Raw genomic sequence first — 13,799 nt, 5'->3', positions numbered from 1 at the left:
AGATCGGATAGTGGAGTCCGTGCATCAGGGCAGCAGATCGTTGAATGAGGTTCCGCCGTCACCGGACACTTTCACGCCGGTTTCGGTGGCGACCCAAATTTCCTGGTCGGCTCCGTCGTCGGTATGGGTGTCTATGGCGGTGGGTGCGGCCCCGATGGAGCCCTTCTTCGCCCAGGTCACCCCGGCGTCTGCGCTGGTGTGAATGTCACCTTCAGGTGTGACACCGACTACCGTTTCCCCATCCAGGGCGGTCAGCAACAGTAGCGGGCTGTCAGCGACGAGACTCCAGGTGGACCCGGCGTCGGTGGAACGGTAGAGCCCTTCCCCGGTTGTGGCCAACACAAAATCGCTGCTTGTCGTGCCGGAGAGGTCGAAGGGAGCGATCTGGGTTTCCGCAGCTTCCCATTGCAGACCATCACCGCTGGTGATCAGTTGCCCGTCGTATCCGACGAATGATTCTCCGGTTCTGGTCAGAGCATGAAAGTCGGACTGGCCCTGCCGGGACATGGGCTCCCAGCTCTTTCCACGGTCGGTGGAGCGGAGCAGCCCAACCGGGTTGGGTAGATCCGTGTCCGGTCCGGGGTGCCCGGATGCGTACAGGGTGCTGTTCTCACCGGCGGTGTATCCCATCAGGTCGATCACGCCTCCAATGCGTTGAGCGGGGGAGGAGGAGACGTCGTACAGCCCATTGTGGGTGGCTAACAACACCCGATCAGTGCCAGAGTCAACGCTCATGCCGTGCACATGGCCGGTGGGAAAACTGTCCGGTGTGCTGGTTTGTTGCGGTGCTGCCGAAGGAGCCGAACAGGCCGCCAGGGACACCATCGAGATGAGGGCCACCGTGGGTAAGACATGACGACGGCGGAGAAGGATAGGAAAAGTTTTAGGGCGCATTGTTGCTCTCTAACCAAGGGGAAGCGGCGGAAAGAGGGTGGGCCCGGTCCGGGGAGGCTGTGATCGCCTCCCCGGACCGGGCTCCCGTCCTAGAGCTCGGCCAGGAGAGCTTCCATCTCCTCGATCTCGGCCTGCTGCGTTTCCACGATGGTTTCGGCCAGAGCGATGGCGTCCGGGTACTGCCCGTTCTCGATCTCTTCCTGCGCCATTTCGACCGCTCCGTTGTGGTGCGCTGTCATGGACTCAAGGAACATGCGCGCCGCTTCGTCACCTTCGGCGGCTTCCAGTTCAGCGAGCTCGTCCTCGGTCATCATGCCCTGCATCTCCCCGGAGCCACCCATGTTGCCCATGTCGTGGCCTTCCATGCCGCCTTCGGGTTCGACCGGTTCACCCCAGGTTTCGAGCCAGCCTGTCATCGTCTCGATTTCGGGTGCCTGCGCGTCTCTGATCTGGGTGGCCAGGTCGCGTACTTCCGGGCTGATGGAGTCCTTCTCGAGCATGATCTCGCTCATTTCCACGGCCTGGCGGTGGTGCGGGATCATCATCTGGGCGAACATGACATCGGCATCGTTGTGTTCGGCCGCGGTGTCCTGCGTGGTTTCCGGTGCGGCTGAGCCGGCACTGGTTTCCGGTGCCGTAGCAGTGCCGGGTGTGTCGCTGGATCCGCAACCGGCGAGCGTGAGGGTCGCGGCGATCGCCAGCGCGGACATGGAAAGGTAACGCTTGGTCATGAGGGTGTGTCCTTCGATGGTCGAGCTATCTGCATTTCAGGCGGCGGGCACGACGGGGTTGCCGTCGGCCCGTTTCGGAGTCGGGTAACTACGCGACTCTTACGTGCGACTGATGCAGAGCTGAACCAGTGTTAATGAAGGCACGAAAGTGCGGGGAAGCCGTACAACCGGCGGTGGGCCCCGCAAGCGAACACGGCCATAGGCCAGGCGGCTCCTGAGGACGATAGCCGTTGCAAAGGAAACCACTAGGAACGCCAGGATGCACACACCCGCGGCGATCTCTTCACCGCACGTATCAGCACAGTCCAGGTTCAGGGTCATCCCCGGGTCTGCGGTGTCGGATGCAGATGCCGGCGTGATCGCCTGGTGATGCACAGCCGTTGCGGGCGCCGCCGTGGCAGCCGAACCGACGGCGTGTGAGGCACCATGCCCGCCCATCCACACATGCATCGCAAGGATACCCACGATGACGGCGGTCAGGCTAAGGAAAAGAAGAGCTGTTCGGGGGAAGCGGCGTGGAAGGGGCAAAGCGATTCTCGACTTCTTGTTCATCGCTCTGCCCCTTCCCGCTCTACTAGGTTCTTGGTCCTGATATCAGAGTACCGATCGATCCTGTGAGGGATCGAATCGGTGTTCAGCCGGTGAGGGCTGCCGGATCCAGGTTCATCCGGCGCAGGAGCTGCGCGTTCAGCGCGACCACAATGGTCGATACCGACATCAGGACCGCACCTGCCGCCGGGGAAAGAACGATCCCGGCGAAGGCAAGCACCCCGGCGGCCAGGGGAACGGCCAGGACGTTGTAGCCGGTGGCCCAGACGAGGTTTTGGATCATCTTCCGGTAGCTGGCCCGGGACAGATCGATCATGGACAGCACCGATCGGGGGTCGTTGCCTGCCAGGACGACTCCGGCGGATTCCATCGCGACGTCGGTTCCGGCGCCGATGGCGATACCTACCTCGGCGCGAGCCAAGGCAGGGGAGTCGTTGACCCCGTCCCCGACCATGGCGACCTTCAGACCGCGCTGCTGCAGTTCGGTGACCTTTTTGTCCTTGTCCTGAGGCAGGACGTCGGCGAAGACCTCGTCGATCCCGAGATCCCTGGCCACCGCGTCAGCGACCTGCCGGGCGTCGCCGGTGATCATGGCAACTTTCACTCCGCGCTGCTGCAGGGCGTGTACCGCGGCCCGGGACTCGTCCCTGATGCGGTCCTCAAGGCGGAGGGCGCCGACAACCTCACCGGCGCGGATGACGTGCAGCACTGACGCTCCACGATCAATCCATTCCAGAGTCTCGTTGGTGATCTCCTCTGGCACGGTGAGTCCGAGTTCGCGGAGCATATTCGGTCCGCCTACGGCGACGTCAGCGCCGTTTACCTGGGCGCGCACTCCCCGCCCGGTCATCGACGCGAATCCGGTCCCCTTGTATCCGAGACCGGTGGCATTGTCGTCTTCCTGGGCTGCGCGGACGATGGCCCGTGCGACGGGGTGTTCGCTGTCGGCCTCGGCGGCGGCCGCGAGGGCCAGAAGTTCAGCGGTGGTGGTGCCGGCCGCGGGTGCGGTGGCGGTCACGGCATGTTTGCCTTCGGTGAGCGTTCCGGTCTTGTCGAAGAGGACCACATCGATGGTTCGCATGCGTTCGAGTGCCATCCTGTTCTTGATCAGCACCCCGGATTTCGCTGCCCGTTCGGTTGAGATGGCGATCACCAGGGGAATGGCAAGGCCGAGGGCGTGGGGGCAGGCAATGACAAGGACCGTGACGGTGCGGATGACCGCTTCGTCCGGGCTTCCGAGCAGGAGCCAGGCGATGAAGGTGATGATCCCTGCGCCGAGGGCGAAGTAGAACAGCAGTGCGGCCGCCCGGTCGGCCAGGGCCTGGGCTTTGGAGGAAGACGCCTGGGCTTCGGCTACCAGGCGTTGGATTCCCGCCAGTGTGGTGTCCGAGCCGACGGCAGTGACTTTGACCCGGACGGAGTTGTCCGTGGCGACCGTTCCTGCCACGACGGTTTCGCCGACGTTGCGGGGTACGGTGCGGGACTCACCGGTGATCATGGATTCGTCGAATTCCGCTGAACCGTCGACGATGGCGCCGTCCGCCGGTACGCGGGCACCGGAGCGGACGAGGACGACGTCACCGGTAACCAGGGAGCTGACGGGTACGGTTTCGATTCCGGAGGCGGTAACGCGGTCGGCCTCATCGGGCAGGAGCGCAGCTAGTGCGTCCAAGGCTCCTGCCGCGGATCCGAGGGCGCGCATCTCCATCCAGTGTCCCAGGAGCATGATGACGACCAGCAGGGCCAGTTCCCACCAGAAGTCCAGGTTGAAGTTCCCAATCCCCAGGGTGGTGATCCAGGAGGCGATGAATGCCACGCTGATCGCCATGGCGATCAGCAGCATCATGCCGGGTTGGCGGGATTTCAGCTCGGTCCACCCTCCCTTGAGGAAGGGTGCGCCGCCGTACACGAAAATGACCGTGCCCAACAGTGGGGAGATCCACGAGGCTCCAGGGAAGTCCGGGACTGTGTAGCCAAGGATCATCGCGAACATGTGGCTGAACAGGACTACCGGGATGGTCAGGGCGAGGCTGATCCAGAATCTGTTTTTGAACATTGCTGTGCTGTGTCCGGCGTGCTGGCCGTGTTCATGGCTGCGGTGGTCCTCGTCCAACGCTGAATGCGGGTGATCCGAGGGCATCGCCTGTCCATGGGTGTCCTCATCGATCACACCTGGGGTGGTTGTTCCGTGGCTGTGGTCTGGCTGGTTGTGATGATTGGTGTTCATGGCCATGTCCTTTCCTCGTGCGAGGTGGTACCTCCTTGCTCAGGCGGTCGTGAGCGAGTATCCGGCGTCCTGGATCACCGGGGCGACCTCGGCGTCGGACAAAGCACGGTTTCCCGTGACGTGCACGGTCGAGGTTCCTCCCGGGACCAGGTCGGTCCGCACACCGGAAACCCCGTCCAGGGTCGTCAGTGCGTCCGCAACCTTGGAGGCACAGGAACCGCAACTCAGCCCCTCCACACCGAATTCGGTATTAACTGCTTCTGCAGGTACTGGGTCGGCTTGAACGTCTGACTGCGGGGCGCAGCAGGCGCAGCCGACCGAGTTCTTTTCAGTCAGCCGCAGATCAGCGGTGGGGGGGCCACACATGGGAACTCCTTGCGTTACGTGGTGAGCGGGATCAGGTAGCGCTGGATGTCGGGGCGCTTCCGTCGCGCATGATGTGGGGACTGGTCGAACGTGCGGCTCCAGAGGAACCGGACAATGTCATCCAGTACCTCCGAAATTATACCCCCCCAGGGTATATGTCAAGAGATAGTTTCCGCGGATCCCCATGAGGGCGGGAGCCTCCAGCGGCAAGGGGGAGACCCGCCGTGATCCAATTGTGATAATCGCTGCGGGGTGAGGTACTCTCAATCTCGTGCCTGCCCCCCATGGAGGCACTCCCACACGGATCGCCGAGCTCTGTCACCGTGGTGGGGTCGTCCGTTTTCCGCTGGCAGAGGCGGGGGAACCATGTACGCGGGCCCATGCTTTGAGGGTCCTTGGGGTTAAGCCGTTTTCACGGCCGGGTGACTCCCATCCGAACCCGACAGCTAACCTCGCAGGCGTTGGGAGAAGGTACTCGATTTATGTCTACTTGGCATGCCCCCGCGCGCCATCGCGCAGTTCCGGCCCAGACCAATACGTTGGCTGTCATCTCCAAGGCTGTCTCCTCCAATATGGGATCTGCAGGCCGCCAGGCTGCAGTGATCACCGCAGCTTCCGGTCTCATTCTCAGCGCTGGCCTTCCGGCCCAGGCGCTGGACGCACCGCAGCGTCAGGTGAGCACCAGTTCGTTGGTCGCCACCGTGGAAACCGAGCCGGTGTCCGCGGACACATCGGCCGATATCTCCTTCGAACGCGAAGCCGTCGCCGCTGCGCCCGCTCCAGTTGTCGCTGCGCCGGCTCCTGTCGTCGAGCACCCGGCCCCCGTAGCCGAGGCGTCACTGGCAGCCGTGCAGACGGTGGAAACCGCCCCGGTACAGCAGGCCCCTGCCGTGCAGGAAATGGCCGTGCAGGAAGTGGCACTGCCCGCTCCGGCTCCTGTGCCGGCTCCCGAGCCGAAGCCGGCTCCTGCGCCTGCAGCCAGCAGCAGTGTTGGTGCCGCGCTCGTAGCTTCGGCCTACGCTCAGATCGGCCGTACCCAGGACTGCACCATCCTCGTCGAGGTCGCACTGCGATCCATCGGCAAGTCTGTCGGCGACCTCGGGCCCGAGCAGTTTTACCAGTACGGGACCGTTGTCGGCTCACCAGCCCCAGGTGACCTGGTCATCCGGCCCGGCCACATCGCTATCTACGTAGGTAACGGCCAGGTCATCAGCAGCGGCATGAATGGTGTCAACGACACCCTCCTGCACCCCCTGAGCGATCTCCCCGGATCATCCTTCGTCCGGGTCAACGGCTAACAGCCACCTAAGCCGGGCAGGAAAGGGTCAACAGGGCGATTGCGAACCGCCCCAAAGCTCTTCACCTACCCACACCTGGGCATGCCGGAGTAATTTCCCCCTGTACTCCGGCATGCCCTCACCCCGTTTGAGTGAGTAGAGATCATCGTTGTCTTCCCATAACGCGCACGGTCGGCGCCGCGCCGCCTCAGGACGCCGCCGCGCAGCAGCGGCCGCCCCACGTCACGAGCACGGCCGTCGCGCCGTGACCCGTAGCGCGACGAACCGTCGCGCTTCACCCGTTGCCCCGGTCGCCGGTGCGATCTCGGCCGTCGGCGTGCTCAGCGCCGCTCTTCTCGCCGGCATTTCCCTCACCGCAGCGACTCCATCGTCCGTGGAAACATCCACCACCAGCTCGGCCGCGGACAGCGCTCAACAGCCACGAGCGCACAGCGTTGAGGCCGATCCGAAGGCCGAAGTGGATTTCAGCCGTGTCGCGGTGCCCGGTGCTGCCTCCACTGAGCCGGCGACTGGGTCGGTGAATTCATCCCACCTTCTAGCCGATGGTCCCATCGAGACGACCTCCGGCGATGATACGGAGGATGTGTCTGCGGCCGAACCCGCTGAGCAGTCCGGCCTCGGCACACCGCTGGCCCAAATGACCACCGTCTCGACCTTCGGATATCGCACCAACCCACTGACCGGGTCGCCAGGGGAAATGCACACCGGTATCGACCTCACCGGCGCATGTTCCACTCCCGTCATGGCCGCTGCCAGCGGAGTCATCACCGAAGCCGGATGGAGCCCCTACGGTGGAGGGAACCGCATCGTCATTGACCACGGGGACGGGCTCAAGACCACCTACAACCACCTCGCCACCATTGCCGTCAGCGTAGGCCAAACAGCTGCCCGGGGAGACGTTGTGGGCGGAGTCGGAACCACCGGCAATTCCACCGGCTGCCATTTACACTTCGAAGTCATGATCAACGACGCGCTCGTCGACCCCGCTACCTGGTTATAATCCCGCGCAAGCACGAGGGGCCGGGAAAAAGCCCGGCCCCTCGCGTATGCCTGTTTCCCGGTGTTGTGGTGCTTAGACCGTACCGGAGGGACGGCCGCCCTGCCGGTCGTACCATTCCTCCAGCCAGGACTGCATCTGCCCAATCTCCTCCAACTGGGTCTGGCGGATGGTTCCGCAGAGGGAGAGCAGCTCGGCGTGGCCGGCGTTCTCCAGGCAGGTCCCGCTCTCACGGACCGCAGCCCAGTGGTGCCGGATCATCGATTGCATGAAACGGATTTCGTACTGGGCGCCGGTGAAGTTCTCCATCCGCAGCATCGACTGCATGTCACCGGTGCTCAGCTGAGGGGTGTAGGAGATGCCGTACCAGTCCTGCAACCATCCCTGCATCATGTCGACCTGAGCTGACTGGGAGGCGATGATCGAACTGCACAGCTGCACCAACTCATCGTGGGTTGCTTTCTCCAGGCAGGTCTGGCCCATCATGATCGCCATGGTGTGGTGATCGATCATGTTCTTCAGGAAATCCACTTCGTAACTGGCGACCTGTTCACTCTGGGCCGGCGCGTCAGCCAGAGCTGGTGAGGCCACTGCCAGGCCAGTACCAGTGAACGCCCCGGCGGCCAAAACTGCCGATGCTGCTACGGCTGAAACGTTCCGCTTGTTGATGTTCTTCATAGGCTTCTTACACTCCTTGAGAATTGGTGGGTGGGGGAACGGATCAGTCAGCTGCGTACCGGTCGAGGATTGATTGCATCTGACTGATCTCCTCCTGCTGGGTCTGAACAATGGCATCGCAAAGTTCCACGATCTCCGGGTCAGTGATGTTTGATTCCTGGCATACGAGGATGGCCCTCGAGTGGTGCGGGATCATCGACTTCAGGAACTGCTCGTTTCCGACGAACGTCTCGGTCCGCCCAAGGGCTAACGTGCCCACGAACAGCAGGACGAAACCGGCGAGCAGGGCGATGTTCACCTTGGTGCTCTTGAACATCGACCACATACCCACCACCATGACCACCGCCATCGCGGACACCATGACAAGGGCCATCCAGAAGTTGCTCAGATTGAAATAGAAATGGTCGATCGATCGGACCATCGACATTGACAACACCCACATCAAACCCAGGCTGACGAGTAGGATCACACCGAATTTTAAGTACATCCTGCCCATTCCGTGCCCTCCGTGGCCGGTGTCGTGCCGGTTCCCCTGCGGGTCTGACTCTTTCTCGGGTCCATCCTGCCCGCGTCGCGATTTCTGCGGCGAACTGCTCACCGATTCCTCCCTCCGCTACGGTTTCACTGAACTAGTTGAGGGTCGCGAGCAGTTCCTCACAGGCCTTCTCGCATCGGCGGCATGCTTCAGCACAGATCCGGCAGTGATCATGCATATCGGAGTGCTGCCCACATTCATCCGCGCAGGCCTTGCACGCGATGCGGCATGCTTCCACGATCGCCCTGGTCAGGTTTGCGTCGTAGCCGGTGTGCCGGGACAGCACGTTCCCGGTCGTGGCGCAGATATCCGCGCAGTCCAGGTTGGTGCGAATGCATTTGGTCAGTTCGGCGACCATGTCCTCGCTCAAGCAGGCATCGGCGCAGGCGGTACAGGTCTGGGCGCATTCAAAGCAGGCTTCGATGCACGCGGCGAGTTTTTCCTTGTCCACTCCTCCCAGATCCTTCGGGTAGGTATCGAGCATGGACGTCACATGATGTGTCATTGGTTTCTCCCATTATTGGTGAAGGCTGACAGATACAGCCCTGTTTGGTGAAGTGTTGTCGCGGGAAGGTGTAAGCCCGCGTCCAGCCGACATGTCGGCGAAAAGAATGCGTTGAACTACCGCCTGCCCGGATGCTTGAACCGGGGCGCGAGGGGACCGCCCGGTCTATGTCCGACTGATCGATAGCGCGGTCAAGGACGGGGTGAAGTGCTCCAGTTTTTCCAGCGTTGGGTCAGGCTGGGCAGGAGGCATCAGAGCAGCAAAAGGGAGCTGGCTAACGGGAACGCTGAAGTTCGCAGGATTGTCACCGAGGACAGCACGGTGTGCAGGAGGCGTCGCTTCGGAAGTATCTGCACGTTGTTGGCAACAGGGAACCGTAGCCGGAGACCCCACGGAACCATCAGCTGCCTCTACAGGGGATGCTTCGCCAACTACCGCGACAGGCGAAGTGTTCACCGCCATGCCCATGGTTCCTCCGGGCCCGTGGCTCATCTGCAGGCACAAGGCCGCAGCAGCCGAGGTGGAAAATGCCACCAAAAGCGAAAAGGCCAGCATCACCTGCAGCACCGTTCGAACGGTGCCATGTAGGCGAACGCGTGCTCGCTGCGAAATGGTTGTTCCCTCCCGAACGACTCCTCTAGCTGTCCGACCACCCTAATGAATACTAAGCATGGTGACCAGTGCCGGTTTCTACTCGTCGGGTTAGCCGAAAGAGGATGCCCGCGAAACGCGCCAGGGCCCGTAACTGCAGTCCCACGTCGTCTGGAAAACCGCACGTCGTCTGAAAAACGCTGGAGAAGGATCATGCACGACACTGCAGCCAGAGGGCCAGCGCATGGGGAGCGAACATCAGATTCGTTACCTGAACGTGACATTTCATACCTAAGAGGGTATTCTCGTGAGGTATTCCCGGCACCAGCCGAGAATATTCCTGTGCAGAATGCCGAGTCCTGCCGCTGCCCGGGATCCGTCCGTAATTCCGTTCGGCAGGAACGGGGGACCCACAGATTTACGGGCCATCACATGGTCCTTGGGGTTAAGACGTTTCTGCTTCCGTCCCGGAAGACGAGAAACGACCGGGTGACTCCCATCCGAACCCGACAGCTCACCCCGCAGGCATGGGAGAGGCAATCACGCATGTCACGCAACATTCCGGCGCGCCACCGCGCCACCGTCAATCACTCGATCGTCCTTAAGGGACTGTCCCACTCGACCAAAACCGGTGCCGTCGCACTGGGTCGGCCGGCCATTATCGTCGCAGCAACAGGCGGTCTCGTTGCTGGCGTGGGGGCACCTGCCCAAGCGGGAACCTACGCCCAGGAAGCAGCTACCACAGCCACCCAGGCGCCGGTCTCCGCCCCAGTCGCGGAAGTTCCGGCTGCATCCTCGGCATCGGTTCACACCGTGGTTTCCGGCGACACCATGGGGGGCATCGCAGCCCGCTACGGCATCGAACTCAATACCCTGCTCGCCCAGAACAACCTGTCCTACGCGTCGATCATCTACCCCGGACAGCAGGTCACAGTGTCGGGCGCAGCAGCCGCCTCGACCGATGCTCCGGTAACCGCAGCCCCGGTAACCGCAGCCCCTGCCGCCATCCCGGAAGCGGCACCGGCGAACCAGGTTTCCTACACAGTGGGTAGCCAGCAGGAAGCCCGTATCTCCCTGGCCTCAAGTAGCATCACTCCGGCCCAGCAGTCAGCTCCGACTGCTTCCTCAAGTGGTGTCGGTGCCGCTCTGGTTGCCTCGGCGTACGGCCAGCTTGGTTCCATCCAGGACTGCACCATCCTCGTTGAGGTTGCGCTGCGCTCCATCGGCCTCAACGTAGGCGATCTTGGGCCGACCCAGTTCTACCAGTACGGCACCGTCGTCGGGACCCCAGCCCCCGGTGACCTGGTCATCCGGCCCGGTCACATCGGCATCTACGTCGGTAACGGCGAAGTAATCAGCAGTGGAATGAACGGTGCAAACCTCACCATCAAGCACCCACTGTCCGACCTCGCAGGCTCGTCCTACGTACGAGTCAACGGCTAATCTCTAAGCCGTTTCCCTAGTGTGGAAGAGCAGCAGGCACCTTAGAACGGGGGTGCTTGCTGCTCTTTCTTTTTGCCCAGGACGTGGAAGTACTGCGCCCGGCGTTCAAATGTCCAGCAACAAACCGGCTGGAACTTCTCCGGGATCAAAACGAGCCCACCTGAAATGAAGCCCACCCAAGGGATCTCAGGTATAGATTCCTCGTACCGTGACCGCAACAAGGCTCGGGATGGCGTCCCGGGAGGAGAGCGATCGGGCGGAGCTGAGGGCCTCGATGCAGTACCTGGCAAGGTCCGCCGGGTCCATCGCCAAGTCCGCGGCACTCTCCTGAGCGTCTTCACGGATAAGGTCCGCGATGAAGGCCTCAAGGTGCTGATGCGCATGATCGATATGAGTGGCCCGATGCAGGGCCGGGGCAGACGCGTCGTGGCTCGGCCTGTCATAGACGATCAGCGCGTAGGCCTCTAACACGGCCAGCAACTGCCGTCCCGTGCCGGCTGCTTCAATTCCTAGCGCCGATGAACGATGATGACACCCGCGAGTGGGGGTCGGCGACGTCCCGCGGGGAGTGGGCCCTCATGTACGTCCGGGGGCTGACCATCAGGCAAGGCAAAAAACAACTGTGAGTCTTACGACGGCTGGTCTGGGACTAGCTGGCAGTGTTGATGCCGGTCGTTCTGCCTGGCGCGTGACTCGAAAAACAAATGGCCCCCTTGCGGGTGCATTTCCCCCGACTTGTCCGCGCTGGGTGGGGCGGCCGGCGTTGACCTGTTCCACGTCGGTGGCTTGATTAGAAGCTTGCCCAGCCCCTGCGGTTGTGGCTCATCACAGTATTGCCTCGAAGTGACTCTTCCCGGGTCCAGTGCCGGTCGTGATGCGACCAGTCTTGCCCATTTGAAAGGAAGGAGGGTGGCCGCGTTGACTACCGTTGCGCAGACCCGCCCGTTCGTCATCGGCGTGGACTGCCACGCCCGCACACACACGTACGCCATCATCGAGGCCCGCACCAACCGACAAGTCGCGTGCGAGCAGTTCCCGACCACCTCGGCAGGGATTTCCCGCGCACTTGCCTGGGTAGGTCGACGGACAGACGGCGATATGGCCTGTCTATGGGCCATTGAAGGTATCGGCTCTTATGGTGCACGTCTGGCCCGGGCAGTAGCCGACGCCGGCTATGACGTCGCCGAAGCTCCACGGATGAACGCCCGAGGTCGCCGGGCGATCGGCAAATCCGACCCGCTGGATGCCGCCGCCATCGGAACCGCAGTCATCGGCTTAGAGGAATCACAGCTTCGAACCCCGCGCCGGGATGAAGGAACCCGTGCCGGACTCAGGATCTTGAGCGCAGCCCGGGATCAGTTGACCCGGGAACGAACAGTGAATGTCAATGCACTCATCGCCTTGCTCCGGGCACATGATCTGGGAATCGACGCTCGTAAACCGCTGGTTCCCGCCCAGATCGCCACGATCACCAGATGGCGGGGACGACAGGAGCAGATCGAACTATCGATCGCGCGCGAGGAAGCAGTTCGGTTGGCGCGCCGCGTTCACGAAGTGACCACTCAGCTGACCGCGAACCAGAAGCGCATGACAGAGCTGATCCAGCAAAGCCCCGCTGCGCCGCTGTTGGAGATGGTGGGCACCGGGGCTGTCACGGTCGCTACGGTCATGACAGCTTGGTCGCATCCAGGAAGGGTTCGCAGCGAAGCTGCCTTCGCCTCCCTAGCAGGGGTGAACCCCTTGCCAGCCTCAAGCGGTAACACTGTCCGGCACAGGCTCAACCGGGGCGGTGATAGGCGCCTCAACCGAGCCTTGCACACCATCACCATGACCCGGATGGTCCACGACCCCGGAACCCGGGACTACGTCGCCAAACGCACTCAAGAAGGCCGCAGCTACCGCGAAATCCGCAGATCCCTCAAGCGCTACATCGCCCGAACCCTCTACCGCCAACTCAACACCCTTTACGCCACCGCGGAACCGGCCCCATCCCACGCTGCCTGTCCGGTGAAGGCGGTCCAAACACCCCGATTTCAATCGAGCTGTAGTTTTGAAGCCCAATAGAAAGTGCTCTCGAACGGAGATTGTTGTGTCACTGAGCGAACTGGCTCACGAGTACAGACCCGGTCGAGCTGCCTACGACGCAGGCCAGAGGACATTTGTTGGACTTGTGATTGGCGGCCCGTACGAGGACTGTTTCATTCACGTCGGCACATGGAGAATCGTGCCAAAACGCCGATTCCTGCTGTTTCCTGGACGTACTGAAGGTGACGATTTCGGAGGGTACTTCGCGGACTTCATCGGGACTTCTCAGCATCACGACGAGTCCTTCGAGTACACCGAGAACCCGCTGAACTTTGACCAGATGGACGATTTCCTGCGGCAGCACGACATACTCTGGGCAGCTCCTGACGACGTCGATGTTTTCGCTCGCGCGTATATCCCTCACATAACCAGCAGATTCCGAACGCCCAAGCCACGCAAGCCAGTTGAACCTCTTCCGCGCAACTGGCCGAATCCGCCCGAAGGATGGGAGCGATAACGGTCCTTTCATTCTGAGACACCAGCGGAAGGAGTCAGGAATGTCGGCGGAAATGGCCGCGCTTCATTCAGACCAGGATCGGCAGCGTTACCATCGCCCGATCCAGCAGCCCATCCAGATGCCTTAGAAAAGTACGGCTTTTCAAGACACGTAGCCAAGGGGCCGCCTGAGCCGATCGAGTGGGCGGGGTGCTGATGGAGGGTTCGCAGGGATCACCAGGAGAAAGGGCGTCCGCTGGCGCGGCCGGCTGTGGGTCCAGTGCCGGCTCCGCAGGGCTCCGCCGCCTCTGGCCCTGTTCTGTCTACGACGTCTTGGCTGCTGTCCTGTCGGATTGTACGTGCCCGCTCCGGCCGGTCTAGCCCCTCCTTCGTCGGGGCCTGCAATTCAGGAAATGTCCCTGCAGCGCTCCTTCGTCGCTGATTTCCTCCGGGAATTTCCCGCCC

The 13,799-nt window shown here is 62.3% G+C and carries 13 protein-coding genes, 1 pseudogene and 2 riboswitches; of the genes and pseudogenes, 5 read left to right on the top strand and 9 right to left on the bottom strand.

Annotated elements, in window-relative coordinates:
• Nucleotides 1-24: 24 nt before the first annotated feature.
• The 5 genes from ACZ2GY_RS16595 to ACZ2GY_RS16575 all read right to left on the bottom strand — a co-directional run bounded on the left by ACZ2GY_RS16595 (nucleotide 25) and on the right by ACZ2GY_RS16575 (nucleotide 4,767).
• Nucleotides 25-735, bottom strand: a complete 711-nt coding sequence (locus ACZ2GY_RS16595; RefSeq protein ID WP_471672547.1) for a F510_1955 family glycosylhydrolase — start codon at nucleotides 733-735, stop codon at nucleotides 25-27.
• Between the two features lie 248 nt (nucleotides 736-983).
• Nucleotides 984-1,625 carry a DUF305 domain-containing protein gene (locus ACZ2GY_RS16590; protein WP_471672546.1) on the bottom strand — a complete coding sequence of 214 codons (642 nt, stop codon included), beginning with the start codon at nucleotides 1,623-1,625 and terminating at the stop codon, nucleotides 984-986.
• A gap of 99 nt (nucleotides 1,626-1,724) precedes the next feature.
• Nucleotides 1,725-2,177: a hypothetical protein gene (locus tag ACZ2GY_RS16585; RefSeq protein ID WP_471672545.1), complete on the bottom strand. Its 453-nt coding sequence runs from the start codon at nucleotides 2,175-2,177 to the stop codon at nucleotides 1,725-1,727.
• Between the two features lie 82 nt (nucleotides 2,178-2,259).
• Nucleotides 2,260-4,401 (bottom strand): copper-translocating P-type ATPase, encoded by a 2,142-nt coding sequence (locus ACZ2GY_RS16580; protein ID WP_471672544.1) that lies wholly within the window; start codon nucleotides 4,399-4,401, stop codon nucleotides 2,260-2,262.
• A 39-nt stretch (nucleotides 4,402-4,440) separates the two neighbouring features.
• On the bottom strand, nucleotides 4,441-4,767 hold the full coding sequence (locus tag ACZ2GY_RS16575) for a heavy-metal-associated domain-containing protein (protein WP_471672543.1): 327 nt from the start codon (nucleotides 4,765-4,767) through the stop codon (nucleotides 4,441-4,443).
• A 296-nt stretch (nucleotides 4,768-5,063) separates the two neighbouring features.
• Nucleotides 5,064-5,243, top strand: a riboswitch (cyclic di-AMP (ydaO/yuaA leader).
• 6 nt (nucleotides 5,244-5,249) lie between these two features.
• Here ACZ2GY_RS16575 and ACZ2GY_RS16570 point away from each other — a divergent pair.
• Together ACZ2GY_RS16570 and ACZ2GY_RS16565 are read left to right on the top strand one after the other, a co-directional pair.
• On the top strand, nucleotides 5,250-6,065 hold the full coding sequence (locus ACZ2GY_RS16570; RefSeq protein WP_471672542.1) for an NlpC/P60 family protein: 816 nt from the start codon (nucleotides 5,250-5,252) through the stop codon (nucleotides 6,063-6,065).
• Nucleotides 6,066-6,213: 148 nt separating this feature from the next.
• Nucleotides 6,214-7,065: a M23 family metallopeptidase gene (locus ACZ2GY_RS16565; RefSeq protein ID WP_471672541.1), complete on the top strand. Its 852-nt coding sequence runs from the start codon at nucleotides 6,214-6,216 to the stop codon at nucleotides 7,063-7,065.
• A 72-nt stretch (nucleotides 7,066-7,137) separates the two neighbouring features.
• Here the strand turns inward: ACZ2GY_RS16565 and ACZ2GY_RS16560 are convergent, their stop codons facing one another.
• The 3 genes from ACZ2GY_RS16560 to ACZ2GY_RS16550 form a co-directional block, all read right to left on the bottom strand.
• Nucleotides 7,138-7,740, bottom strand: a complete 603-nt coding sequence (locus tag ACZ2GY_RS16560) for a DUF305 domain-containing protein (protein WP_471672539.1) — start codon at nucleotides 7,738-7,740, stop codon at nucleotides 7,138-7,140.
• 43 nt (nucleotides 7,741-7,783) lie between these two features.
• Nucleotides 7,784-8,167, bottom strand: coding sequence for a DUF305 domain-containing protein (locus ACZ2GY_RS16555; protein ID WP_471672538.1), 384 nt, complete (start codon nucleotides 8,165-8,167; stop codon nucleotides 7,784-7,786).
• Between the two features lie 202 nt (nucleotides 8,168-8,369).
• Nucleotides 8,370-8,780: a four-helix bundle copper-binding protein gene (locus ACZ2GY_RS16550; protein WP_471672537.1), complete on the bottom strand. Its 411-nt coding sequence runs from the start codon at nucleotides 8,778-8,780 to the stop codon at nucleotides 8,370-8,372.
• Between the two features lie 932 nt (nucleotides 8,781-9,712).
• Nucleotides 9,713-9,914: riboswitch (cyclic di-AMP (ydaO/yuaA leader) on the top strand.
• 3 nt (nucleotides 9,915-9,917) lie between these two features.
• Between ACZ2GY_RS16550 and ACZ2GY_RS16545 the strand changes: the two genes are divergently transcribed.
• On the top strand, nucleotides 9,918-10,814 hold the full coding sequence (locus ACZ2GY_RS16545) for a LysM peptidoglycan-binding domain-containing protein (protein WP_471672536.1): 897 nt from the start codon (nucleotides 9,918-9,920) through the stop codon (nucleotides 10,812-10,814).
• Nucleotides 10,815-11,000: 186 nt separating this feature from the next.
• Here ACZ2GY_RS16545 and ACZ2GY_RS16540 read toward each other — a convergent pair whose 3' ends face one another.
• Complete coding sequence (locus ACZ2GY_RS16540) at nucleotides 11,001-11,285, bottom strand: hypothetical protein (protein ID WP_471672535.1); 285 nt, start codon at nucleotides 11,283-11,285, stop codon at nucleotides 11,001-11,003.
• A 447-nt stretch (nucleotides 11,286-11,732) separates the two neighbouring features.
• Between ACZ2GY_RS16540 and ACZ2GY_RS16535 the strand changes: the two are divergent.
• Nucleotides 11,733-12,776: pseudogene (locus ACZ2GY_RS16535) on the top strand (IS110 family RNA-guided transposase); the annotation flags it as partial.
• 262 nt (nucleotides 12,777-13,038) lie between these two features.
• A complete protein-coding gene (locus ACZ2GY_RS16530; RefSeq protein WP_471672534.1) occupies nucleotides 13,039-13,356 on the top strand; it encodes a hypothetical protein in 318 nt (105 codons plus the stop codon).
• The last annotated feature ends 443 nt before the right edge of the window (nucleotides 13,357-13,799 follow it).

This window comes from Arthrobacter sp. KKT183 (genome assembly GCF_055657625.1).
The sequence above is the reverse complement of the archived record's forward strand: the minus strand, read 5'-3'. Positions and strand labels throughout refer to the sequence as shown.